The 26,343-nt window shown below is 44.9% G+C and carries 18 protein-coding genes; 9 read left to right on the top strand and 9 right to left on the bottom strand.

What is annotated here, in order from left to right:
* The first annotated feature begins 18 nt into the window (after positions 1-18).
* Positions 19-486: an inner membrane protein YiaA gene (gene yiaA / locus LT679_RS10515; RefSeq protein WP_232177514.1), complete on the top strand. Its 468-nt coding sequence runs from the start codon at positions 19-21 to the stop codon at positions 484-486.
* A 162-nt stretch (positions 487-648) separates the two neighbouring features.
* On the opposite strand, the gene LT679_RS10510 is transcribed toward yiaA, so the two are convergent.
* The 6 genes from LT679_RS10510 to LT679_RS10485 form a co-directional block, all read right to left on the bottom strand.
* The gene (locus LT679_RS10510; protein WP_232177512.1) at positions 649-1,743 is read right to left on the bottom strand and encodes an RICIN domain-containing protein; all 1,095 of its coding nucleotides are present in this window, start codon (positions 1,741-1,743) and stop codon (positions 649-651) included.
* Between the two features lie 56 nt (positions 1,744-1,799).
* Positions 1,800-3,044 carry a hypothetical protein gene (locus LT679_RS10505; protein ID WP_232177511.1) on the bottom strand — a complete coding sequence of 415 codons (1,245 nt, stop codon included), beginning with the start codon at positions 3,042-3,044 and terminating at the stop codon, positions 1,800-1,802.
* A 102-nt stretch (positions 3,045-3,146) separates the two neighbouring features.
* Positions 3,147-4,352, bottom strand: a complete 1,206-nt coding sequence (locus LT679_RS10500) for a DUF4998 domain-containing protein (protein WP_232177510.1) — start codon at positions 4,350-4,352, stop codon at positions 3,147-3,149.
* 25 nt (positions 4,353-4,377) lie between these two features.
* Entirely contained in the window at positions 4,378-5,577 is a 1,200-nt protein-coding gene (locus LT679_RS10495) for a DUF5000 domain-containing lipoprotein (RefSeq protein WP_232177509.1), read from the bottom strand.
* A 19-nt stretch (positions 5,578-5,596) separates the two neighbouring features.
* Complete coding sequence (locus LT679_RS10490) at positions 5,597-7,567, bottom strand: RagB/SusD family nutrient uptake outer membrane protein (RefSeq protein WP_232177508.1); 1,971 nt, start codon at positions 7,565-7,567, stop codon at positions 5,597-5,599.
* Positions 7,568-7,586: 19 nt separating this feature from the next.
* Positions 7,587-10,826, bottom strand: a complete 3,240-nt coding sequence (locus LT679_RS10485; protein ID WP_232177506.1) for a SusC/RagA family TonB-linked outer membrane protein — start codon at positions 10,824-10,826, stop codon at positions 7,587-7,589.
* 766 nt (positions 10,827-11,592) lie between these two features.
* On the opposite strand from LT679_RS10485, the gene LT679_RS10480 reads away from it, so the two are divergent.
* From LT679_RS10480 to LT679_RS10460, 5 genes are all read left to right on the top strand, one after another.
* Positions 11,593-12,147 carry an RNA polymerase sigma-70 factor gene (locus tag LT679_RS10480; RefSeq protein WP_232177503.1) on the top strand — a complete coding sequence of 185 codons (555 nt, stop codon included), beginning with the start codon at positions 11,593-11,595 and terminating at the stop codon, positions 12,145-12,147.
* A 40-nt stretch (positions 12,148-12,187) separates the two neighbouring features.
* A complete protein-coding gene (locus tag LT679_RS10475; protein ID WP_232177501.1) occupies positions 12,188-13,249 on the top strand; it encodes a FecR family protein in 1,062 nt (353 codons plus the stop codon).
* A gap of 26 nt (positions 13,250-13,275) precedes the next feature.
* Positions 13,276-16,287, top strand: a complete 3,012-nt coding sequence (locus LT679_RS10470; protein WP_232177500.1) for a SusC/RagA family TonB-linked outer membrane protein — start codon at positions 13,276-13,278, stop codon at positions 16,285-16,287.
* A gap of 11 nt (positions 16,288-16,298) precedes the next feature.
* Positions 16,299-17,894: a RagB/SusD family nutrient uptake outer membrane protein gene (locus LT679_RS10465; RefSeq protein WP_232177499.1), complete on the top strand. Its 1,596-nt coding sequence runs from the start codon at positions 16,299-16,301 to the stop codon at positions 17,892-17,894.
* A gap of 66 nt (positions 17,895-17,960) precedes the next feature.
* Complete coding sequence (locus tag LT679_RS10460; RefSeq protein ID WP_232177498.1) at positions 17,961-18,941, top strand: metallophosphoesterase; 981 nt, start codon at positions 17,961-17,963, stop codon at positions 18,939-18,941.
* 92 nt (positions 18,942-19,033) lie between these two features.
* Here LT679_RS10460 and LT679_RS10455 read toward each other — a convergent pair whose 3' ends face one another.
* The 3 genes from LT679_RS10455 to LT679_RS10445 all read right to left on the bottom strand — a co-directional run bounded on the left by LT679_RS10455 (position 19,034) and on the right by LT679_RS10445 (position 22,322).
* A complete protein-coding gene (locus LT679_RS10455) occupies positions 19,034-19,573 on the bottom strand; it encodes a lipocalin family protein (RefSeq protein WP_232177496.1) in 540 nt (179 codons plus the stop codon).
* A 91-nt stretch (positions 19,574-19,664) separates the two neighbouring features.
* Positions 19,665-21,011: a putative sensor domain DACNV-containing protein gene (locus tag LT679_RS10450; RefSeq protein ID WP_232177494.1), complete on the bottom strand. Its 1,347-nt coding sequence runs from the start codon at positions 21,009-21,011 to the stop codon at positions 19,665-19,667.
* Positions 21,012-21,077: 66 nt separating this feature from the next.
* Positions 21,078-22,322 carry a cation:proton antiporter gene (locus LT679_RS10445; protein WP_232177492.1) on the bottom strand — a complete coding sequence of 415 codons (1,245 nt, stop codon included), beginning with the start codon at positions 22,320-22,322 and terminating at the stop codon, positions 21,078-21,080.
* A gap of 238 nt (positions 22,323-22,560) precedes the next feature.
* On the opposite strand from LT679_RS10445, the gene LT679_RS10440 reads away from it, so the two are divergent.
* The 3 genes from LT679_RS10440 to LT679_RS10430 all read left to right on the top strand — a co-directional run bounded on the left by LT679_RS10440 (position 22,561) and on the right by LT679_RS10430 (position 26,338).
* Positions 22,561-23,484, top strand: coding sequence for an AraC family transcriptional regulator (locus LT679_RS10440; protein WP_232177489.1), 924 nt, complete (start codon positions 22,561-22,563; stop codon positions 23,482-23,484).
* Positions 23,474-24,697, top strand: coding sequence for an FAD-dependent monooxygenase (locus LT679_RS10435; protein WP_232177487.1), 1,224 nt, complete (start codon positions 23,474-23,476; stop codon positions 24,695-24,697). The genes LT679_RS10440 and LT679_RS10435 overlap by 11 nt, the downstream gene beginning before the upstream one ends.
* Before the next feature lie 105 nt (positions 24,698-24,802).
* The gene (locus LT679_RS10430) at positions 24,803-26,338 is read left to right on the top strand and encodes a PAS domain-containing sensor histidine kinase (RefSeq protein ID WP_232177486.1); all 1,536 of its coding nucleotides are present in this window, start codon (positions 24,803-24,805) and stop codon (positions 26,336-26,338) included.
* The last annotated feature ends 5 nt before the right edge of the window (positions 26,339-26,343 follow it).

Genomic DNA, 26,343 nt, shown 5'->3' with positions numbered 1-26,343 from the left:
CATTAAAACAAAATAAAAATGGAACCGCTACAACACAAAACAGAAGAGTTTTCACCACTTATAAAACAGGGCGAAAAAGTTAGAAACCCATTTAAACCAACCGGTGCATTTATAGGCGCATCGTGGTTTGCATTGTTAACCGGCATACTCGCCTTTATAATAGGACTGTGGAATGCTGATATGCAGTTGAACGAAAAAGGCTACTACTTTACCATACTGCTGTTCGGCCTGTTCGCCGTAATATCGGTACAAAAAAGCGTGCGTGACAGGGCTGAAGGGCTCACGGTATCTGAGCTTTATTACGGCCTGAGCTGGTTTGCTACTATAGCTGCGATGGTATTGCTCACTATCGGTCTGTGGAATGCAGATATGCTGCTAAGTGAAAAAGGTTTTTACGCTATGGCATTTTGCCTGAGCATGTTCTCGGCCATTGCCGTACAAAAAAATACCCGCGACGCTAAAATGTTTGACGATAAAGAGATGTAACGTAGCGGTTGCGGCCCCGCAGCGCATTGCACGGCAAGCCTGCGGGGTATTTAAAACCGAATGAAGCAAGCTTTATAGCTGAGAATACTTCACCTCAATCCTTACGCAAAACAAAAAGCGCTCCGGAGAGCGCTTTTTGTTTTTTTATTCTTGAATATTCATTTACATACCATCAGCACGCATCGCGTTCACAATTTTTACATGCCTGAAGGCATTCGCGTCCGACCATTCGTTGTCGTAATTAAGTCCGTAAGGCCAAATATGGCCACCGCCGGTATTAATTACCCCATTAGCACCATCAAAAATTTTAATTACCGCAACCGTGTTTGCGCCTGTGAACTGCCCTGATGACGCAATGTTGGAATAAAAGCCACCGGTTTGGCCAATGCCCCAAATATGCCCGAGCTCATGCATGGCAGTACAGGTATTTTGATAGCTTTCACTCGGGCCGAAGCGAATGTTGTTGCTTGATGAATTGGCATCAGCGGTTTGTACACCGGTGTTGTACTCAACCGAAACCGTGCGTGCCGGCCAGGCGGCGCCGGCGTTATACCGGGAGCAAGCATCGTTCATAGCCGCGGTAATCCTGCTCAGGGCGTCAGCGGGTATATTGGCCGTTGAGCTGAACTGCCATCCCAGTTGTCCGCCTGCATTTGTGGTCAGCAGTGCCCATTGCTGGTTTTCGCCACCCCAATAGCCCCATTGTTTAATCTCCGCAGCATCATCTATTGATTGGTTATAAACGTCCAGGTCTTTACCGCTATTCCGGTTCACTATACGGTAATAGCCATTACCAATTGAAATGAACTGCCACTGCTGGTGTAGCGCACCGGTATAAGTGCCAATGCTCAGGTCGCCGCCATCAGCTGTACTGGCCTGGTCAATTTGCAATCCCTTGCCGCTATGCACACCAATAACGGAGTAATAGCCACCGGTGAGTTGCGTGAGCGTAAACCGTTGATTGGTAGCGCCGGTACCGCCGTATTGAATTACGTTCGATCCGTCGGCCGTAGCAAAGCCCGATACATCAAGTGCTTTGCCGCTTTTGCGGTTTACAATGTAAAATGTGCCATTGCCCGCTGTTTGCAATGTTTCTGTTGAAGGTACCGCACTTAGCCTGCTCTTTACTTCAATACCCTTTGGCGTACCGGTGTTGGTGTTACCGGGGGATACCGCGTTTTTTTTGCAGCCCGTTGTTAAAAAAGCAAATCCAAGCACAGCAGCTAAAAAGCTTCTCGAAAAAATTTGAGTTTTCATAATTTATAGATTGGTTAATAATTTCAAAAGAATAAAGCAAACAGCAATCAATATTATTAAGGCTGATACGGGCCGCTGAATTCGGTTAACCCGTCCTTACGCATAGCTTCAATAATGATGGCGTTGTATACATAATCCCAGCTCGAGCTAACCTCACTGTTCTGGTTAAGCCCGTAAGGCCACCAGTGCATGTCGTCGCAATTCAGCATAACGGTATTGTCTTTATCTATAAGGCGCAGTATGGCGGTTACGCTTGGTGCTTGTAATTTGCCATTCTCCTTATGTGACCACCACCAGTTCGATGTTCCAGTGCCGAGTGTGTGATTAAGCTCATGCAGCATGGTACGTATGTTTTGAAAGCCAGGGTTAGTGCCAAAGCGCATCCAGCCCTGGTTATTAGCGTCGGCTGTAGGCGTTCCATCTACCAAATTGAGGTAAACGTGCTTGGTTGCAGATGTATAATTATTAAGGTACCATGTGGCACTATCTATCGCTATCTGTAAACGGCCGTAAGCTTCTAATTCTTCGGCAGTTGGATTGGCCGATTTATTGAAGGTATAAGTTACATTACCTTTGGCGATGGTTTTGAAGGTAACCTCAGCGCTATAGCTAACACCTTTGGCGTTAATTGCGTAAGCACGGGCATAGTAATTGGTTTTTTCGCTCAAGCCCGAAAGTGTAGCCCGGAATTTGCCTGTACCGGTACCTCTGTCCTTTACTTTGCTGCCGTTTACTGTTGGTTTTGTTGAGGTGCCCCAGCAAATACCACGCTCGCTTATAGCGTTGCCGCCATCAGTAGTCACCTCAACATCTGCCGCTGCAACCGTTGAGCCAACCATATAAAGTGGTTCAAAATTAAAGGTTGCGTCAGCTATGTCGGCGCTGGTGAATTCAACCTGATCGCCATAGGCTATGCCGGCTTTGTTAACGGCAAAGGCCCTTACATAATATTTTGTTGATGCGGTAAGCCCGCTGATCTGGCTGGTAAAATCACCCGATCCGCTTACTTTGTATACCCCGGCTTTTTTATCATTGATGGTTGGGTTTGGTTTAGTAGCCCAGCATACACCCTGTTCGGTAACGTTTGAGCTGCCCTTGCTGCTGAGCTTTCCGCCGCCAACTGCGTTGGTTGTGGTAATATCAATTACCTGGCTTGTGGTAAGGGTAGCAGTTTTTTCAGGTACTTTCACAGGTTCGGGATCAGTTTTAGTGCTACCCGACTGCTTTTTACAGCTTGAAAACGAAAGTATGGTTAGTAACAGTGCAAGCACTGTTGCATACAGGTGTGAATTTCGACTCATAATTCTGGTTTTAATGGTGATGAAAAGCCCCGCATTATTTGTTAGGCTTTTAAAAAGTAAATCCGGCGATTTTTGTAAATCGCCGGATGCTTTATGATAAGGTTATTGGTAAGATTGCTTATAAAGCCTTACGCTTTTAATTTTAATATATTGGCCCGACGCGTCAATAGTAACCCCAAAGCCTAACGAGACTGTTTTTTGCTCGGTTAGGGTAAAATTGAGCTCCTTTGCCGAAATGTTGGCAAAGGCGATAGATGATGAGGTGATGTCGCTAACATTTGGCAGTGTATTGCCTTCAGCAACTGCTATGAATCTGCTACCGCCGGAATTTTGATCAACATCATTTAATACAAATTTGTAAATACCTGCAGGCAGGGTAATGGTTTGGTAGATAAGTCCGTTGTTCAACGCCGGTAAACCCCATCCTGCTTCAAAAGATAGCACGCCTACTCCGCCACGATATTCGTAACCGCCGTAGCCGCCGCTGATATTCTTGGCTCCGGCATTTGATGTCCAGTCGGCTACGGTACCCCATCTGCGGCCATCATACGCGCCTACATTGAATGGGGATCCTGTGTTTTTAAGGTAAATGCTTGTAACGTCCTGATTAATAAATTGAGGTACGTAGCGGGTTACAAATTCGGTACGGAAGGTATCGATAGATATGGTGTCCGGTAAAAACAAGGTACGGTAACGTATGTCTGAGCTTGTTTTAAAATTGGGTAATATAGTTTTTGTTGAGTCTATCGGGGTACGTACCGTAACCGTTTGATTACTGGTATTAGTATATTCTACTTCGGTAGCAAAAACGCCGGTCAGCCTGTCCATACCCAGCCAGTCAATCCGCGTAACACCGTCAGAGCCGGTAAGCGCTGAGGAGATCGGCCTGTTTGATAGTGATGTTATATACCGGTCGCCGTATACCCGCCCGGTTTTATATACCGGTACTGACCGGTTGCCATCATTATCAAAAGTATACATTACAAAGTTTTGTACGCCTTCGGTTAAATTCTCAACAAAGTATGATAAGGTATCAACTGTTTGGGTACGTGTAACCGGCACAGTTACCGAATCTTTATAGTTATTCCAGTAAATTTTAAGTGACGTTACTTTCGGATCAGCTAAAAATAATCCGTTAATAAGTACGCGGTTATGTCCGGAGAGTATTTTTACCGAGTCAATCTTTCCCGTGTATGATATCTCGCCACCTTCTACAAACTTTTTATAGTCGTCCTGCTTTTTGCAGGCTGCCAGCATTGCCAGCAAAAGCAGGCAGGCTGATAGTTTTGTAAGCAAATATTTTTTCATGTTTATAATCATTTAGGCTTGTCTGTTATCGTGGATCACCGTATACCTGTACCTCAGATACGCTCATGAACGAAGTTCCCTGCCAGTTTTTATTTGATTTGATACGCAGATAGCGTACTTTTTTAGAGCCAACCGGAAAGTTGTAGCTAATACCCGCGTTAGCGTAAGCATAATCCTCATTAGTTTGTACGCCGTAAGCGCTTCCGGATGGTTTTTTAGACGTGAATTTGCCCAGCAGTACCCAATTATCAAAGCTGCCATTAGCCGGAGGATTGTCAGATCCCCATATTTCAAAATCCTTAAGGTTGCCGCCGTAAAAGTATGTACGGCCCTGGTTCAGATATTCCGGATAATCCCAGATTGTGATGCGGCTGAGTGTGGTAGGTACGCCAATATCAAAAGTAACCCATTGCGGTAATGTTGTAGCGGTGCTGGTAAGGCATACGCTTGGCCAGTCGATAATATTACCATCCCACATTTTGCTAATGCCGGTGCCACCGTATTGCTGTGGCGAATCGCCGGGTAGTATCACCTCTTTATATGTGCTTTTTGATATGGCTGTCTCAAACAAAGGCGTGAGGCTTACCGTGAGTGTATCGGTATAATTCAGCCAGCGGTCGCGAATGGTTATCGCAAAATTCTGTTTCAGCGTATCAAACCCGCGGATAGACTGGTTTACTTCAGCAGCAGAGGTATATATGTTTTTTGCCGTGGGCTCAAGTTTGCCATTCTTTTCTACAAAAACTTCGATAGATAGATTAGCCTTATCCGGGTTATTGGCTTTGAAGTTGATCCCGCCAAAATCAGGCAAAATTTCAAGGCTGCGGTAAACGCCCCATATTGGGTTTTCAAGCGGCTTAACAGTAACTATTGTAGGTGCCGATGTTACTTCGCTGCGGTTAACAGCATATAATTTTACCTCATGCTGCGAGGTGTCTCCAAAGCCTTCTACTACCAGCTTGCTGCCATAGTATGATGATTTTACTTCCATTACCTGCCCATTGGCTAATGAGTAGATAGCCTTAACATAAAGCAAGTCTTTATCCTTCGGTAAAATATAGGAAATGGTTGCATTGCCCGGGCCATTGGTTACCGATACGTTTGATATCTGTCCGGGCGCATTGGTGTTTTTTTCAAGCGGGCCTATTACATCCTGCTTGCAGCTGTATAATAAAGCTCCGGCCGTAAATACGGCAAAAAGCACTGCTATTATATTTTTTTTCATGATCATAATAATTAAAGGGTTACCATCCCGGGTTTTGTACTAAGTTCGGGTTGATTGTGATGTCATAAGTTCGTATCGGCCACAGGTAATCGCGCGGGGCAACAAAGTTTTGCGAAAAAATGGTACGTACACGATAGTAATCGGCAGTAGTGCTTTGGTAAACGCTCCATCCGGTAATAGGCTGATTCATTAACTCGCTGGCTCTTTTCCATCTTAATATGTCCCAATAGCGGCTGCCTTCAAAAGCAAGTTCAATCATGCGTTCACGCTGGATGATTTCGCGCATGCCATCCTTGCTTAAATACTTGGTTGGGTTGGTTGAAAAATTGGTCCATGAATCCTGAACCGATGGCAGTCCGGCGCGTGTACGTATACGGTTAACATAATTAAATACATCCGCGTTCGGCGCTGCTAAAGTTTCATTCAGCGCTTCTGCATACATCAAATAAATATCAGCCAGTCTGATCTCCGGCCATGGGTACTCGCGGTAAGTGGCACCGTTTTTACCGTTGATCATATTCCAGTCAACTACTTTTTTGATGAAATATCCAGTCTCGTTATACCAGCCGAAGTTGTTGGCACCGGCAATATCTGTTGATTTAGCTTCGAGCACGAAAGTGCCTTCATCAGAGTTGGTCGGGCTATCGTATTTATACCATATGCCACCATCAAAGCCAAGGTCAGCATAAAAGCGTGGCTCGCGGTCAAAGTTTATACGTGCAGTGGTAAAGCCTTCTTTAATGTAGAAACGCTCACTTTTTGTCGCGGTACGTAGGCTGTACCTATTTGTAAAGTCAAGCGTTTTGTCCTCAGTGATGGGTACACCATTGCGTGAGTAAAACATTTCGGCTATTTTAATAGGCGGCGCCAATTGCTGGCGCGCGCTGCCCACAACCACATCAGCCGTTAAACGCGGCATGGCAAAGCGCTGCAACTCAAACGTACGGCTGTTTGGGTTAGCCCATACATGTTCAAGGTTTAACCCGAAACGCTCGGTAACAGCACCTTTAATTGTTAGCTGGCGCAAGGTGGTATCAGATAGTTTAAAAGTAGTACCCGGAAACTGGTAAAGCTTAAAACCGGCAGCTTCTGACGCGTCAATAGCGGCTTTAGCAGCATCAGCGGCTTTTTGCCATTTGCTCTGATCATAAGCCGGGTTAAACAGGTTAACGCCATCTTTATCTTTAAAGTCAGCATAATCAGGGTTGCCATTAAATAACGGACTGGCAGCCATCAGCAGTAACTTGGCTTTTACCGCAAGTGCGATGGGCTTTGTAATACGGCCCAGCTCAGTTGTACGATCAGTAATTATGGTTGGTAAATTAGGTAACGCTTCGTCGATCAAATTAACTGCGTAATCTACACAATTATCAAACGGTTGCCTTTTAATACGTACCTCACCTTCGGGCGCGCTTATCTCCAGGTTTTTATCAACAATAGGTATAGGCCCATACATGCGCATCAGGTAAAAATTGTAATACGCTTTTAAAAATTTCACTTCGGCCAACCAGCGCTGGCGCTCGTCTATAGTCAAATCAGGTACCTTCGATAAATCCTGCACGTTTTCAATAAAAATGTTGCAGTTACGTATGGCTTTATATAAGCCATAGTTGTCGCCGGGGCCTCCACCTGAATACCGGCCATTCCAGGCATCCATGTAAGGTTCTGCTGCATTTTGGCCACCACGTGCCGCGCGCCAGCCATACGCTATAAATTCGCGTTCTTCTAACGAGGTCCATACCTCGTCACCAGTCATGTAGCCGGCATTGTATAACGGATTGCCGTCCTTTGGTAAGTATGAGTAGCAGGTAAATAAAAACTTCTCTGCCTCGTTGCGCAGGGTAAAAGCGTTGTCAATCGTCGCAACATTATCCGGTACTATATCCAGGTATTTTTTGCACGAACCGGATAGCAGCGCAACTATGCACAGTACGGTTAAGTTGATGCCAGCCGCTTTAAATCTGTAGGTTTTGTTTTTAATCGTTTTCATGTTATCAGCTTAGCAATTATTATAATGATACGTTAAGACCAAAGTTGTAAACCGTTTGTACCGGGTAGCCTAAGCCATTACCGCCCATCTCAGGGTCCCAGAGCTTAAAGCTGCTGAAGGCATTGAGGTTGGTGGCGTTTACATAGATACGGCAGGCGCCGATGCCCAGGCGTTTGGTAAGATTTGCTTTTAAGTTATAACCTAACTCAACACTTTTTAAGCGTAAGAAAGCCCCGTTACGCATCCACCAGGTGGAGGTTTGGTTGTTGTTATTTACAAATGTTGATGACAGGCGTGGCCAAAATGCATAACTGTCGCGATTTTGTTCAGACCAATGGCTGTCGGCAATTACTTTTAATAAGCCGTTCTGCGCTACGTTAGGGTTGCCTTCCTCTGTACCAAATGCAAACGGGGTAATGTTTTGCGGATTGATAAAGAATGATGAGCGTGCCGAACCTTGAAAGAAAGCTGATACGTCAAAGCCTTTGAAGCCAACAGTTCCACCAAAGCCATAAATTATCTCAGGTACGGTAGGCAGGCCAATAGGTACCTGGTCCGCATCGCTGATTATACCATCCTTATTTACGTCACGGTATTTGATATCACCACCGCCGTAATCTTCTCCCGGCCTGCCATTTAGTTGCTGAGGTGAGTTTCTTGCCTCATTGTCATCCACAAACAAGCGTTCTGCAATGTATCCAAAAGTTTGCGTGGTTGACTGGCCTACACGGTATCTATAGCTTTCGTTACCAGCGTAGGTTGGCTCATCATAAATCAAAATTTTGTTGGTGGCATAGGTAAAGTTACCACGGGTTTGTATAGTAAGGGTGTTACCTAATGCGCGGTTATAATTCACTGAAAAATCAATACCTCGGCTTTCGGCCTTGTTGGTGTTGGCTTGAATAGCAGCTTGTAAGCCCATGGTACTTGGTATGTAAGTACGTGGCGTAAGTATGTTTGAGCGTTGCTGTTTGTAAACATCAAAGGTCATGCTCAAATCGTTCAGCAAAGTAATATCTAAGCCCAGGTTTATTTGCTTTGAGCGTTCCCAGGTAATTTGCTGGTTGGGGTAACGTGAGATGGAAACACCATTGCGGTAATAAGTCCAATCATCGCCAAAGGTTGCACCATAGGTGCCGTTGTTCATATTTACTTCTGACAGGTAGAAGAAACGGTCGGCAGAGTTACCAATCTGATCATTACCGGCCAAACCGTAGGTGGCACGGAATTTCATGGCCGTTACTACTTCGGTCAAAGGCTCAAAGAATTTTTCGTTTGAAATGAGATAACCCAAGCCAAAAGAAGGGAAGAAGCCAAAACGGCTGTTTTGAGCGAATCGCTCAGAGCCGTTATAACCGAAGTTGAACTCAGCAAGATACCGGTTATCATACCCGTAAGTTGCACGGCCTGATACACCCTGGTTGCGTGATGGTAATGAAAGTTGTAAACTACCTGCATTGCCAGCTAAAAAGCTGCGCATAGTGGTAATCACCATTGCACCAACGGCATGTTTTTTAGCGAAGGTACGATTGTAGTTAGCCGCAAATTCAGCGTAAAAAATAGAGTTCAGCGTTTTGGTGCCTTCGGCGTAATTAAGGTATTCAGTACCCACCGGGCCAGTTGAAAGCGCCCCGCCACCGTTAAGCAGTGTTAAGGTTGTTGAACCGTCAGGCTGCTCATTTGCTGTATAGTAGAACGGGTTGTAAGCACGTGAAATATCAAAGTACGAATAACGGCGTGCATAGCTCATCAGGCGCAGGTCAAGGCCCGGAGTAATACCTTTCAAATCCTGCTTCACTTCAATTTGCGTTTGCAGGGTAGAGGCATTGCCATCCTGGTAACCTTTAACCATATCAGCAAAAGGGTTTATATACAATGCTCCGGTAGGTGAGATAGCATTACCAAACAACGGGTGCTTGCTATATGGCGAAAGGCCGGCCGGGTAAACCGCCGGAAACATAACCGGGTTTGACCATATTGCCCTGTTAAATGTTTTGGTACCGCCGCCAATTGGCCCTTTATAATCGTCAAACTGGCCATAAACGCGTAGTGCAGCGGTAGTGGTGCTGGTAAGCACTAAATCAATGTTAGAGCGTACCGAGTAATTTTTTAACTTGATGTTGCTGTTAAAATTGTTAAGCTCAGCCACTTTTAAAACACCATTGTCGATGTTATAAGTACCGGCAATGTAGTAACGGGCTTTAGGGCTGCCACCGTTAATATTCATATTAAAACGCTGATTCATGGTGTAATCCTTTATCAATTGTTTTATCCAGTTATTATTTGGATAAAGCAATTCATTTTCACCAGCGGCAGTGGCGTCAATTTTAGTTTGCTGGTATGGTAAAACAGCAAGTGGATTACGCGTTAAGGCTGCTTCGTTAGCCAGCCTCATGTAGGTTACATTATCAGCAAACTGAAAATTACGGGTGTTTGACGACAGTGAATTCTCCGCTCTGACAAAGAATTTGGTATTGCCTGCCTGGCCGGTTTTAGTAATAATAAGTACAACGCCGTTTGCGCCACGCGCACCGTAAACCGCGGTGGCGGTAGCATCTTTTAATACGTTGAATGATGAAATATCGTCGGGCTGCAGGCGAGCCATATCATTTTGCGTCGACTCGATACCGTCAATCAAGATCAGCGGATCCTGCTTACCGGTACCAAAAGTGCCTAAACCACGAATAAAGAACTGGGCGTTATCGGCACCCGGCTCGCCACTGCGCTGATAGGCGATCATACCCGCCACCCGGCCGGCAAGCATAGTGGTAAGGTTACTTGTAGGCCCCTTAAGCTCCTTTGGGCTGATAGAAGTGATAGAGCTGATTACGCTTGTTTTCTTTTGCGTACCAAAGCCTACTACGGCAACTTCAGTAAGGGCATTGTCGGCTTTTTTCATCGCAATGTTGATGATCACCACGCCGTCAGCCCCTGTTTTGTAATCGGCTATATTTACGGTGCGGTTGGCATAACCAACCATTGAGTAGGTGAGGCTGGCACCTGGTGCCGCCTTGATCTGGTAACGGCCCTGATCGTCGGTAGATACCGCTGTGCTGGCTTTCTCCACCTTAACGGTTAAGCCTGGCAGGCCGCCAATAGTGTCTTTAACCACACCCTTAACCGTTACCAGGCTCTGGGCTTGTGTGGTAGTGATTGATAACACGGCAAAGGCGAGCAACGCAAACGCAAAATGTATAATGTTGCTACTGAAAATACCTTTAAACCTGTTACGATTTTTTTCAGGTAAAATTTGTTTCATAAATTAATTAGAGAGATGATAAGGGTAAATGCTAAAACAATTTATTTTTATTTAGCAAATGTTTTAATTACACTTAATTGTTTTGATAATAGCGGGCAAAACAGTTGCACGCCCGTGCTAACCGGACAAATTGGGCTTATTTGACATTTTTAAGAAGATTGTTTTTTAAGTAAATAGTGCTGTAAAGCAGATATTTATAATTGAACGCTCAAAAATACCTTATTCCTGTTTTGTGGTATACTTAGATTTTAGCCCATGTTTAGCAAATTTTAGCAGATGGCTTTGATTGTATTTGTGACAATAAATTACATTGGCAGTTGCTATCAGGTGATTTTTTAGTGATTAAAACTATTGGTAAATAATAGGAGTTACCGTTTTGAAGATCATTTTCATCAGTTTGCAATTGCGTTATTTCTGAAAAAATCAGGTGTGGCTGATAGCCTGCCTCCTGCAAATCTTAGTTGCTAGAGGTGCTGGTCCGCATTGTTATTATAGCAGGTAGCATAGCGGTAAATAATTATCATGCACTTTTAGTTATCATGCAGGCTGAATAGGCCACCTTATTAATCTGCCAATTCACATATAGGTAGATCATTGTAGTGTTGGTGGCAGCTTTATTAGGTTCTAAATTGTGGATAATCTTGTTTAACAGCTATTTATAAGCCTGATTATATTTGTTTAATAAACCAATTATAAAAGCGTGAATTAATGATAACCTAACAAACAGGTATCACGCAGGTAATAACTATCTCAAAATTTTGCACGGATGGAAAATGTGCACGCAATTAAGCTGGGTTGTATCACCACTTTTAAGATGATATACTATCAGTATCATCAAAAAATCTATGCTTACATAGCCCATAGAACATCGTCAACGTACCTTGCTGAAGAGGTTACACAGCTCACTTTTATTAAGTTTTGGGAAAAGCGTCACCTGATTTCAGAAGAGCATGACCTTAATGTGCAATTGTTCCGCATTGCGCGTACGGCCATGATTGATGAGTTGCGTAAAGACGCTGTACGCAATAATATCGTCAATGAACTGGAGCGTGGTTTCAATCAGCCGGTTGATGATAAACTATCCGATAAAGAAACGCTCAGGCAGGTGCATAATGCCATTGAACTTTTACCACCCGCCCGTAAAATGGTATTTAAACTAAGCCGTTTCAATCATTTTACCAATGCCGAGATCGCGGAGATGCTTTCCATATCTACCAAAACAGTTGAAAACCATATTACCCTTGCTATAAAGCAGCTTCGCAAATCGGCCATGAGCACCGCCGTAATTATTTTGTTAGATGCATTGTTAAATAATTGTTAAGTGTTAGGGGTTGAGTGCCCGGCTCCCGTATTGGGAGTGTATGCATTCAACGGACGAACTTATACGCAAGTATTTTAACAGGCAGTGCACCGCTGAAGAAGCCGAGCTGGTTTACCGGCATCTACAGCAGCATCCTGAAATTGTTGAGCGGCTGCTCAGCGAGCAGGATTGGAAGCAGTTTGACGGCGGTAAGCATCCAAATCCGCACAAATCAGCTCAAATGCTGGATGCCATACTTTCACAAATCGACCATCAGCCCGTTACCGAAAAAAGACCGCTCCGGCTGTGGCGTTATGCAGGCGTTGCAGCAAGTTTAATACTCATAACAGGGCTGGCTATATTTCAGTTAACCCGACCGGAGCAGGTAAGTAAGCAATATGTATGGGTTCCGGCGCGTATAGTAAACTGGCAAAACACCACAAATCATGGTAACGGTATACAGCATATTTTGCTTGATGATGGATCGGACGTTGCCCTTTACCCGGGTTCATCGGTAAAGTACAAGCTGCCTTTTAAAGATAGTACACGTGATATTTACCTCACCGGTTTAGCCAGGTTTAAGGTAGCTAAAGACAAAAAACGACCATTCACTGTATTTTCAGGCGAGGTTGCTACAACGGCGCTCGGTACTGTTTTTACCATAACCGCGTGGCCGGCCGATCAAACCACCAAGGTAAAGCTGCATTCAGGTAAGGTTAGGGTTATTAACACGCATAATAAATTTAAACCGCAGTATTTGCTGCCGGGTAAGCAATTGGTGTTCAATAAATATACCGGCAGCATCAGCTTAAAACGCTTTGATGAAAAACCGGTTATAAGTAAACCTTCCGAAGTAAAAGGTGCAGTGAAAATAAGCGGCGATACGCTGCGGTTTATGAACCAGCCTTTGCCCAGCGTTTTTAATAAGCTGCAGGAGCTATACGGCACCGCTATTACCATTGAAGGTGATTTGAAAAAATACCGCTTTACCGGCGATTTCAACATGGCTTCAGACTCATTGCCATCGGTACTCAGCACAATAGGTACACTCAACCAACTCAGTATAAGCAAAGCAGACAGTGCTTACATCATAACTCCTCTTAATCGAAAAAAGAAAAAGTAATTATTCAACACGTAAACCAACTTACTATGCTCAAAAACTACAAATCGTGCTTTAAGACCAGCCTGAAAACAGCTATGCTGCTTTTGGCATGCCTGGTAAGCTTTGCAACCGCGCGTGCGCAAACTGCACCGTCGGCAACCGGCATCGTTAAAGATTCAACCGGATTAGCGTTACCCGGCGTAACGGTTAACGCTCAAAACACCTCATCAGGCAAAACCATTAGCGCCGTTACTGATAAGGATGGTATTTTTAACATCAATAACCTCGAAAACGGGGGTAATTACAGCTTCACTTTTACATATGTAGGTTATCTCAGCAAAACATTAACCGGCTACGCAGCTACGGCAGGTAACAAAATTTCGCTGGCGGTGGTGCTTAAAGAAGGAGCCACGGCACTCTCGCAGGTGGTGGTTACAGGTTACGGCCGCTCAAGCAAGGCTGAGGTTACAGGTGCCATTACTTCGGTACAGGCTGAAGACTTTAACCGTGGCGTGATCAGCTCGCCGGCGCAATTGCTTCAGGGTAAAGTACCGGGCCTTAACGTTACCCGTAGCGGTAATCCTAACGAAACGGGCGCTATTATTCTGCGCGGACCCTCAACATTACGCAGCGGCGCGCAGGAGCCTTTTTATGTAATTGACGGTGTGCCCGGTGCCTCAATTGCCTTACTCGCACCTGAGGATATTATGACCATGGACATATTGAAGGATGCATCATCAACAGCTATTTACGGCTCGCGTGCTGCAAACGGCGTTATCATGGTAACAACGCGTAAAGCTAAACCCGGCGAGCCGCGTTTAAGTTATAGTGCTTATGCCGGTTTTGAAAAAGTATCAAACCAGATTGAGGTTTTAACCGGTGATGAATTGCGTAAATACCTGGCCGATAATAACCGAAGCTTAAACCCGGTTGATAACAACGAGGGCGCCAACACCAACTGGCAAAAAGAGCTTACCCGCAGCGCGTTTTCGCACAACCATAACCTGTCATTAAGCGGCAATACCGGTAAAACAGCTTACAATGTGAGCATGAACTACCTTAAAAATCAGGGTATTATTAAAGATTCGGAGTTAGAGCGCTTTATTCTTCGCGCTAATATCGATCAAAAATATTTTAATGACCGCCTGCGCCTGAATGTATCAGCAGTGAACAGCATTACCTCAACCAGCGATATACCTGACGAGGTTTACCAAAATATGCTTACTTACCTGCCGACCGTTAACGTGAAGCAGCCCGATGGCAGTTATACCGAAAACTTTACCCGTACACGTGGTTACCTGAACCCGGTATCATTGGTTGATAATTCAGTACTTGATGGCAAGGTGAAAACCTTTTTGGGTAATGCCATGGCCGAGGCTAAGTTGTTTGATGGCCTAAGGTATACGTTAAGTGTATCCTATCAGGATGAGCAGAACAATAACAATGCTTATTACAAACGCGCATCAGGCCTGGCACAAGGTTATAACGGTTATGCTTTGCGTAACAGTTACACCAACAACAAAAAGGTGTTAGAGTCTTTCTTTAACTATGATAAGACTTTCGGCGATCATGACGTAAAACTATTGGCCGGTTACTCATGGCAGGAGGACAGGAACAACGACGGGTTCAGTACCTCAAACCGTAACTTTATTACCGATGCGTTAACCTATAATAACTTAAGTCTGGGTAACGCACCTGCGGGTTCAACCATAGCTTATGACCAGGTAGCGCCTATATCTACACTTCGTTTAATCTCGTTTTATGGTAGGGCGCAATATAATTACAAGTACAAATATATGTTGCAGGCATCGCTTCGCCGCGATGGTTCATCGGCCTTTGGCGTTAACAATCGCTGGGGTTACTTCCCTGCCGTGTCAGCTGGTTGGAACATGAGCAAAGAGAGCTTTATGGAGAACGTGAAGTTCGTAAATGATTTAAAGCTAAGGGCCGGTTACGGTAGCTCGGGCAATAGCTTAGGCTTTGACGCGTTCACACGCCTGCTGCTTTATCAAACATCAACAACATCGCGCTTTTACTACAACGGCAACTTTATAAATGCTGTGGGCCCGGTGCAAAACCCCAACCCTGATTTAAAATGGGAACGTACCGACATGACCAACATTGGTATTGATTTCGGATTATTCAACAACATCCTGACAGGTTCAGTTGACATATACGAAAAGCGCACGTCTGACCTGATCTGGAATTACAACGTATCTACCACGCAATATTTTGTAAATACGCTTACAGCTAATGCCGGTAAAATAAGCAACAAAGGTATCGAGGTTATGCTATCGGCCAAGCCTTTTAATGGTAAAGATTTTAAATGGACAACCACGCTTAACTTCTCGCACAACCGTAATGAGGTGGTATCGCTATCAAACGATGTGTTTACGCTGCCTTATTTGCAAACCGCTTACCTTGGCGGTAAGGGGCAATCAGCCAACCCATCGCAAATTGTGCAGGAGGGTTACCCGATAGGTACTTTCTTATTGGCCCGTTATGCCGGTAAGGATGCTAACGGTGTATCGCAGTTTTTTAAAGCCGACGGCAGCATAAGCAACCAGCCGCCGGTAGTAGCCGATTTTTCTATCGTGGGTAATGCACAGCCTAAATTGCTGTATGGCTGGAATAACAGCTTTTCATACAAAAGCTTCGACTTTAGCTTCTTTTTACGTGGTGTTTACGGCAACAAAGTGCTGAATGCAACATTGGCTAATCTCAACAGCCCATCGGACGCTTCAAATGTTAACATACCTCGTTTTACATTGGGAGAATCTCCTAATGATAACAATGCTTACATCTTGTCAGATCGTTATTTGGAAAGCGGCTCGTACCTGCGCTTGGATAACGCCACCCTGGGTTATACTTTTAAATTAAAAACCAGGTCGATCAACAGTCTACGCTTTTATGCTACCGGTAACAATTTGTTTATCATTACTGATTATCGTGGTATTGACCCGGAAAGCAACATGGGCGGACTTAACCCCGGAGTTGATAACAATAACTTTTATCCTAAAACCAGATCGTTCCTTTTAGGCATGACCGTGAACTTTTAATCAGCAATAACATGAAAAAGATATATTTATTTACCTTATTGTTAGCCGGCGCTGTAACCGGTTGTACAAAGCTTGATACCAACGTTGAATCGCAGCTTACGCCCGGTAACTTTCCAACCAATCCCGAAAGTTTTATAGCCGCAACCGGGCCGGTTTATACTCAGTTGCGTTCTATTTACGCAGTAGATTACTGGCGCATGCAGGAATTATCGACCGATGAGGCCATTATACCCGCTCGTGATGGTAACTATGATGATGGCGGGCAGTACCGCTTTCTGCACCTGCACACCTGGGGGCCTGATCACCCGAATGTTCGCTCAAACTGGGAGTGGGGCTTTGGCGGTATAAATACCTGTAACCGTATTATCAGCTTGTTTGAAGCCACGCCCGATACTGATGATAAAAAACGTGCGATTGCCGAAATGCGTGCTATGCGTGCGTTGTTTTACTACTTTATGATGGATTTGTATGGTAACATTCCGCTGGTTACCAGCTTCCCGGTAACATCGCCGCCTAAAACCGCACCTCGAGCCGAAATATTTGATTTTATTGAGAAGGAACTAAAAGAAGTTGCCCCTAATCTTAATCCTAACGCGGGTACGTTTACTTACGGCCGCCCCACCAAATGGATGGCGTTTGCCTTGTTAGAGAAATTATATTTGAACGCGCAGTACTACACTGGCCAACCGAAGTTTACCGAAACCGTGGCGATGGCCGATAGTGTATTGAACGGTGCGAAAAGTATTTACTCTTTAGATGCTGATTATATGACCTTGTTTGCGCCGAACAATGGTCCGCAAATAAAGGAGACTATCTTTGCCATTCCGTATGATCCGAACGTGGCCGAAGGTAATCACTTTACCCGTTTTGGCTTACATACCGCATTGCAGGCCAAATACAACATTCCTTTCCGCCCGAGTATCGCGTTGAGCACCATTAAGGATTTTTATGAGAAATTTAATCTTACCGGTGATGTGCGTAACACTACCTGGCTGGCTGGTAAGCAATATGAAAACAATGGTTCGCCGGTGATCATAAAATCAACCAAAAAAGGTGTTGATGCCAGTTACACCGGCGCTGATGGTTCGGCCGCGGTTGATTACCACCTGGATTTTACGCCCGAAATGCCGTTGGTGCGACCAGCTACCATGGATGTGGGTAATGATGAATTAGGCAAAGCACGTGGTGTGCGCTCTATTAAATTTTATCCGGACCCGAACGCTAACTCAAGCACCCGTTACCAGGGCAATGATATGCCTGTACTAAGGCTGGCCGATGTGATGATGATGAAAGCCGAAGCCATACTAAGGGGCGCTACTGCCACCACCGTAAATGGCGAGCTGCAAACTGCCGATGTTCTGGTTAATAAAATACGTGCCCGTGCTAAGGCGCCGTTGGTAACCGGCATTACGCTTAACCAGTTGCTTGATGAACGTGCCCGTGAATTTGCCTGGGAAGGCTGGCGCCGTAACGATTTAATTCGTTTTGGTAAGTTTGAAGATGCCTGGGGCTTTAAAACCAATACCGATGTAAACAAACGTATTTATCCGGTACCAACCAGCGAAAAGGCACTTAACCCTAATCTGGTACAAAACCCAGGTTATTAATTAAATAAAAGTAATTAAATTATAGCCCTGCTGCATTGTAGCGGGGCTATAGTATTTTAAAAAGTTATGAAGATAGTATTATGCGTTGCGCTGCTGGCTTTGGCTGGTCAGGCTTTTTGCCAAACTAAAGATTATAAGGCCGAATATGTAAAAGGTTACCGCGGGGGCTATATTAAAGGGCAGGAGAGCGTGGACGGCGCGTTGGAATTTGCAGCTGTTGGCGATTTTGGCCGCGGAGGCGAGTATTTTCAAAAAGATATGGCTTCTAACCTGGCCAAAGCAGTAACCGGTGTAAATGCTGAATTTATTGTAGCCACAGGCGATAATATTTACCCGGACGGTGTAAAAAGCGTGCACGACCCGCTATGGAACCTGTCGTTTGAAAATGTGTTTTACCAGTATCCGCTGCATCGCCCCTGGTATGCCGTGCTGGGTAACCATGATTATCATCAAAACCCGCAGGCCGAGGTAGATTACTCGCAGGTAAGCGGGCGCTGGAACATGCCCGCGCGGTATTACTCGTTTAAGCGTCGTGTAGGTAAAAATGCCGAGGCTTTGTTCGTGTTTATTGACACCAACCCGCTTGAGCCATCGTCATACAATAGCTCCTACCGCGATGAACTGATAAAGCAGGACAGCACCAAGCAAAAACAATGGCTCGAAAAAGTATTGGCCGATACCAGTTCAACCATCAAGTGGAAAATAGTAATCGGGCATCACCCGTTGTACACGGCCGGTAACCGGGCGCTTAACAAGCCGGAGATGCGCTACTCACTCGAAGGTTTGTTTGAAAAATACAAGGTAAACATTTATCTGTCAGGCCATGAACATCATTTGCAATATTATCATCCGCCACAAAAGTTTACGCATCACTTTATTTCAGGCGCGGGGAGTGAAGCCAACGAAGAGCTAATACCACGCGGGCCGGTGGATTTTTTCGCTCCAATTCAAGGGTTTATGATTTTTTCCCTTACGGATAAAACATTACTCATGCAGGCTATTGACAGAAAAGGTAAAGTTTTGAAAAAGATAACTATCAACAATTAAGATTACCTTAATGAAGACGTCCGGCTTGGAAAAGCATTGGTATGCTCTTTAAGCCGGACGTTTTTAAAATCAATATCTTCTTAAATTAAGTTTTATTGTTTTGTCCAAACCAGTTTATTGGTATCGTAGCCCAGCGCCCGCGCTTTTTCCAGGTAATTTTGTTTAACTGCTTCAGGCATTGTTTTCTCGCGGGATAGCAGCCAAAGGTATTTGAGGTTGTTGCCGGCAATCAAAGCATATTGATAGTCGGGGTCAATAGCTATTACGTTGTAACCGGCATAAAACGGGCCGAAGAAAGATACCTTTAATCTGCCCTCGTTTGGCTCGCCAGCCGGCTTAGCTTTACCTATGCTTTGTTTCCACTCGCCGTCCTTGGTTTTGTAACCTTTATTGTCAACACGGATAGTTTTATCATCAAGTAAGGAATAGGTGGCCGTAACCTGCTCCAAACCTTTTTCAAATCTAAAATCCATACGCGCGATCTCGTACCACGTGCCCAGATATTTGTTTTTGTTGAAAGGTGTAACCGCCCTTGCACCTTTAGGGATTGAAACGCATGACGACAGGCTGAGCGCAATTGCAGCTGCTGCAGCGCCCGCAAGGCCAAGCATAATATAATGTTTGTTTTTCATAGATCAATTTGTAACATGATCTATATAAAACCTTAGTGTTTCAATTATGTGTTAAGGCCAAGTAAATAATTGATGCCAGCATCAAATAACCCTACTTATTGGTAGCGGAGCGTTTAAGTTTGCGGCTTTTTATAAACTGTTGTGTTTTGATGTTCTCCCACATAATAAGCTTTTCCTCTATCCGGTAAAACGCGCGTATATCGCCATCCTGAGAAATTACCAGGCCCAGGCTGCCCGGGTGGTTCCAGCAATAGGCGATCATGGAGCGGTGCCGTGTACCGAAATGATTAGGGTCGGCTGCTACGAGTGATTTAGGCGTTGCCGTAGCTGTTGGCGATACATATATTTTTTTGGGTGTTCTGCGTGCCTTCAATACGCCGCCGAAACCGTTTGATACCATGTCCGGCGCGAAAAGCAGCACGCCGTCTACACAGGTATGCGAGGCCAGAAAGGATATGCAGCCCTTGATCTCGTCAGCAATGCCTTGCTTGGCCAGCAACGAGCGCGACTCCTCGATATACCAATCTTTCGACATCATTTTTTTACCCGAGGCGATATGATCGTCAATCAAAGTTTCGGCTACATAGTTGTTGATGGTTTCTTCAGCATACTTACTAATAGCATTTTTTAATCTATCATAAGTAACCCGGTATTTAATGTCAACATCCACATCCACATCCGTGTGTGTTATCAGCAATGCTCCGCCGTGGTGGTAGTTTTGAATGCGCAGCAGCAACCGCGACAGGGTTTGAATCCACAAGCCATCTAAAAAGGTCTCCCAGTCTTCAAAGTCTTCATCCGGATGTTTATCAGCGAGGAAAGCGCGGATATCCGTTTTTAAGTTGACCGCGTTTGCCTTCAGTATTTTTGATACGGGGCCGATAGTGAATACATCAAGGTAACGCGGAACCAGTACATTTTGCTTCAACGTAGCCAGTAGCTCATAATCAAACAACACATCCAGCGTTCCAATGTCGCTTACTGATACCTGGAACAGGCCGGGCTGCTCTGAACCCGATTCCGACTCATAATTTAAAAAACTTTGGTAATGCAGCGCCTGGTCTATCATGCCCCATATAAAAAGCTTGCCATGCTCATCGTAATATACGGCCAGCGAGGTGCTCGATGGGTCCGACGCTTTTGAAAGCTTAACCAGCGCTTTGATGGTTAATTCCATCAGCACGTCGAACTTAATGATGCTCCAGCGCTCAGGCACTAATTTGCGGGGCGGTTTAGGGTCTGGGTTAGCCGGATCTATTAAGGTCACGGTAACTTTCACAAGGTCGCTTTCCTCGGTACGCATACTGGCGAAAAACACACATTCAAACAAACACTCCAGCACTACCAGGGGCGGCAATGGCAACGCCAGGTTGCTATGCTCGAGCTTTTCGAGCACATGCAGCGCAAGATCCTTGGGTTTAGCGTTGGTTAGTGCCATTGTTGTTTGTTTGATGTTGATATATACGGAACACCATCTGTTATAGGATTGCTTGGCTATTAATGTTTACGCCGGTTTTTTTACCAGTATATTGATAAACTTATTAAGCGTTAACCCCTGCGCAACTATGGAGAACACCACAATTACAAATCCTGCCGTAAGTATCAGTGGCTTGTATGGCGAATCGGGCAGAGACAGGGCAAGCGCGACAGATATGCCGCCCCGTAACCCGCCCCAGGTAAGTATGGCTACACTGCTATATTCAAGCGCAAGCGTTCGCCGTAAAAAAGCTACCGGTAAAACAATACTTAGCATTCGTGCTACTAACAGGATCACAATAGCCGCCACGCCGATGAGCAGATAATCAGGCCGTACCGCTATGGCTACCAGTTGCAGGCCAATCAAAACAAAAAGTACGGTATTAAGCAGCTCATCAGCCAGAGACCAGATGCGCTCCAGGTCTTCACTCTGGCTTATTGATTCGTGCCGGTTAAAACTATGGCTGCCTATGAGCAGGCCGGCGGCTACTACCGCCAAAGGTGCCGATACATGGAATATGCCGGCTATAGCCGCGATACTAAGCACCAGCGTAACCGATATCATCACGATGGTTTGGAAATCTGTAATTACCCGCATCATGCGGTAAGCAGCTAAGCCCAGTACGCCTCCTAAAAGTAAGCCGCCAAAAACCTCCTGCCCGAAAAGTTTTGCTGCCTCTGTAAACGAGAAATTCTTTTCGGGTATGCTGGCCACTTCCGAAAAGCTTACAAACAGAACGATGCCTATACCATCGTTGAACAGTGATTCGCCGGAGATAATAGTCTTCAGCCTTTCGGGCATTTTTGATTTGGAAAGCAAGGCGGCAACGGCAACGGCGTCAGTTGGCGATATCAGTGCGCCAAATACCAAACAGTAAATAAAGGGTATCTGCATACCGCATAAATGCAGCAGCTCATAAAACAACCCGGCAAATATTAAGGTTGAAAGTATAACGCCAACGGTGCTGATCAGCAGTACGCCGCGCAGGTTTTCGCGCAGCTTGTTAACGTCAAAGTGCAACGCGCTGGCAAAAAGTAGAAAGCCCAACATTACATCCAGCAGCGTTTTTGAGAAATCAATGGAGTTGGTAAGTTCCAGTATAAATTTAGTGAAACCCGGCAAGGCCGATCCGGCTACTACGGTGATAAAAGCGGCTGCAATGGCTAAAACCATCACCCCGATAACGCCGGGCAGTTTTATCCAGCGGGCATTTATAAAACTAAAAATTGTGCTGATTGCTAACAGAGCGGTAATAATAATTATTAAATCCATAGGCATTTATTTAGGGAAAAATCAGTTTACGATAGCCGCAAACGGTATTTTATAAGCGTATTAAGCGCTGTTTTGTTTAGAGTTTAAAAATACTGTGCGTACAACCTTAATGAAAGAGGTGACACTGTTGCGCTATTATTAATGTTTAACTATATGCTTTTCGTCCACATAATGCCGTGTTTTGTAGCACAACAACGCTAAACCCTTGTGTTATTCAGATGTTATTAGTTGATAATAAATGAAAAAGGAGCGCATCAACTTAATAGAACTTTCTGCAACCCCGCTTGGTGTGTTAATAGCGCCCATGTGCGCATCGTTTATGCAAACGGATGCTGCATCGGAAATTTTTAATGCACACCGGCACGATTACTATTCGTTGTTTTTACTGGATAGAGGAAGCATCACCTACGAAGTGGACGTTCAGTATGTTAAAATGGCGACGGGTTCGTTGCTTATCATCAGGCCCGGGCAAGTACACAGGTTGCTAAGCTTGTCTGATATTTCGGGCTGGGTGATGAGTTTTGACAGCAAACTGATTGACCAGCTGGCTGCAGCCGCTTTGGAGCGGGAGTCTCCCTCCATAAGCTTGATAACATTAAAGGATGAGGATATTAGCTTTGTTAAAGATTTGCTTAATTCTCTGTGGAAGGTAACTCAGCAAACACCGCAGGTAGATTTTCAGCCGCAGCTATTGCAGGCTTTGCTAAATGCCGTATGTTATCATGTAGTCAATCTGTGCCGCCAATCGCTTTTGGTTACCGAGCCGAGCAATTCAAGGCAAGCGCAAATAGCCGCGCAATTCAGCGCGCTTGTAAAAAGCCATAACATAAAAAATAAAAGGCCTGCTGGTTACGCCGCAATGATGAACCTGTCAGTAAGTTACCTTAATGATGTGGTTAAAGCCGCTACCGGATACTCTGCAACTTATATCATCCAACAGCAGGTGATGGGCGAAGCGCAGCGGCTGTTGCGATACAGTACAAAAAGTGTAAAAGAAATTGCTTTCGTCCTGGGTTATCAGGATCACCGATACTTTATCAGGCTATTTGGCAAGGTATGCGGCATGTCTCCGGTAGCGTATCGGAAAACAGATCATAAAAGCGATTATGCTAACAGAGGGACTCAATTTAATGCCGATCAATTAATCATACATGAAAAATAAGAAGATACTGATTACCGGCGCCAGCATTGCCGGCCCTGCACTTGCCTACTGGCTTAATTATTACGGTTTTGAAGTAACAGTTGTAGAACGTGCCGATGAATTAAGGCTTGGTGGACAAAATATTGATGTAAAAGGCCCTGCCCGCGAGGTAATCGGTAAAATGGGGCTTGAAGATGCCGTGCGAAAAGCCAACACTACAGAAATAGGTATTCAGTTTGTGAATACGGAGAACGAAGTGCTGGCTGAATTTCCGAAGGAAAGTTCAATGAGCATGACCCAAGATCTGGAAATTTTACGTGGCGATCTGGTCAATATATTATATGAGCACACCCGCAATAATGTACACTACCGCTTTGGCGATTATGTTACCGCCGTTGCACAGGCAGAAGATGAGATGAAGGTGACGTTTAAAAGCGGCAAAACCGAAATCTTTGATATGTTGATAGTAGCCGAAGGCATAGGTTCAGGTACGCGCAAGCTGATATTTGGGGATGAAACCCGGTTCAAATATCTTGGCCTTTATACAGCTTACTTAACCGTTAAAAAGCAGCCGACTGATTCGCGCTGGGCGCGGTGGTGTAATGCGCCACGTGGAATAGTCTATATTTTACGGCCCGATAATTACGGCACTACCCGCGCGTCAATAACCATGCTGGCCGAAGAGAACGAGTATAGGGGAATGAACCTATCCCAGCTAAAGCAAGCGCTGATAGCGCGTATAAAAGGCAGTGGTTGGGAGTCTGAAAGATTGATCAGCGAAATCGAAGCTACTGACGACCTTTATTTAGACCGGGTTAGCCAAGTAAAAGCATCTGAATGGAGCAAGGGCCGTGTAGTTTTAGTAGGCGATGCAGCCTACTGCGCCACGCCGATAGCCGGTAAAGGCACTGATTTGGCGATAGCAGGTGCATATATACTGGCGGGGGAACTGGCAACGGCCCTTACGCATCAGGCGGCATTTGCCAACTATGAAAAACTTATGCGCCCATATGCCGAAAAATGTCAGAAACTGCCGCCCGGTATTCCCGGTTTGGTTTATCCAACTTCAAAGTTTGGGGTATCTGTACTCAATGGATTTTACCGGATTTTTGGCAGCAGGCCGGTGAAGTGGCTCAGCAGTTTGGGTAGTAACAATAAGCAGCAGCCCAAGCAGGAAATAGAGCTGCCGGATTACAACCAGGCTGACGATGCGCTTAAAGTGAACTCAATGTAACAGGATAGTTATATACTGGAACGTTTTTTGATAATACTGCATAAACCAGCAGTTGGGCAAACACTTATTCCTTAACTCGCATCTGGGAATATTATTTGTCAAAGTATGGAAAATACGTTTAAAGCCGATCAGTTACCCCGTGATTCAGATAATTCAATAAGCCTTACGCTTATTAAGGCGGCTTTAGATTCCAGTGTATCCGGTATAATTATTACAGATAATCAGCTTCCTGATAACCCGATTATCTATTGTAACAGCTCGTTTGAGAAAATGACCGGTTATAAACGGAATGATATTATTGGACACAATTGTCGGTTTTTGCAGGCAGATGACCGGCAGCAGCCCGAACGCGATAAAATAAGGGAAGCCGTAAAAAAAGGTCAAAACATATCAGTAGAGATAAGAAACTACCGCAAGGATGGCGAGCTGTTCTGGAACGAACTATATGTATCGCCTATCAAATCTCCGGATGGGAATATAACCCATTTCGTAGGCGTACAGCATGATGTTACCCGCCGAAAAAAGGCCGAGGAAGATTTAAAGCACGAAAAGCAACTGCGGGAACAAAAGATAACCGAGCGCACCAACGAATTAAATGCGAGCAGAGAGTATCTGGAAAGTATTGTACAAACGGTAAGGGAAAGCTTGCTGGTGCTTGACCCCGGCCTGAAAGTGATCAGCGCGAATCAGCATTTTTTGAACACATTTAAGGTAAGCCTGTCAGAAACAGAAGATAAAAGCCTGTATGATCTGGGTAACGGCCAATGGAATATTCCTAAACTTAAAGAGCTGTTAGAAAAAATATTACCAACAAATAACCCAGTACTTGACTTTGAGGTGGAGCATAATTTTCCGCACATCGGCAGAAAGCTGATGCTGTTAAACGCGCACCGCATAGAGCTGGAAGGCGAGTATAAGGACCGTATACTATTGGCTATTGAAGATATAACCGAGCGCCGGGCAATTGAACAGCGTAAGGACGATTTCCTGTCTGTTGCCAGCCACGAGCTTAAAACACCTTTAACTACTATTAAAGGATATATTCAGATTATGGAGCGTTTGCTGCCGCCGGAGTCGAGCGAGAAGTTGAAGGACATTATCAAGAAGACCGCGAGGCATGCCGACAAACTCAATAACCTGATACAGGAGTTACTGGAAGTATCACGCATACAAACCGGTAACATTACCCTGGTTAAAGAGCAGTTTGATTTGGATGAAATGGTGACTGAAATGGTTGACAGCCTGCAGGCGGCATCATCCAACCACCGCATTCACTTAAGCGGCCGAACAGGTATAAAATACCGGGGCGATGAGTCACAACTAAGCCAGGTGGTGAGCAACCTGCTATCAAACGCCATAAAATACTCTCCGGATTCGACGGATATTGATGTGCATCTGGCCGTAGTGGGCGATTATGTAAAGCTATCGGTAAAGGATTACGGGCTTGGCATAAGTCCGGCAGATCAGAAAAAAATATTTGAGCGCTTTTACCGTTCGTCGGAAACGCAAAAGCACTTTCCGGGCATGGGTATAGGTCTTTATATCTGCGAGCAGATCATCAAAAACCACGGCGGCAGCCTTTGGGTTGATAGTGAATACGGCAAAGGATCGACCTTTAACTTTACGCTTCCCCTTAATTAATTGAA

The sequence above is a fragment of the Mucilaginibacter roseus genome, assembly GCF_021215455.1.
Lineage (GTDB): Bacteria > Bacteroidota > Bacteroidia > Sphingobacteriales > Sphingobacteriaceae > Mucilaginibacter > Mucilaginibacter roseus.
Note: the sequence above shows the minus strand (reverse complement) of the source record. Positions and strands in the feature narration are given on the sequence as shown.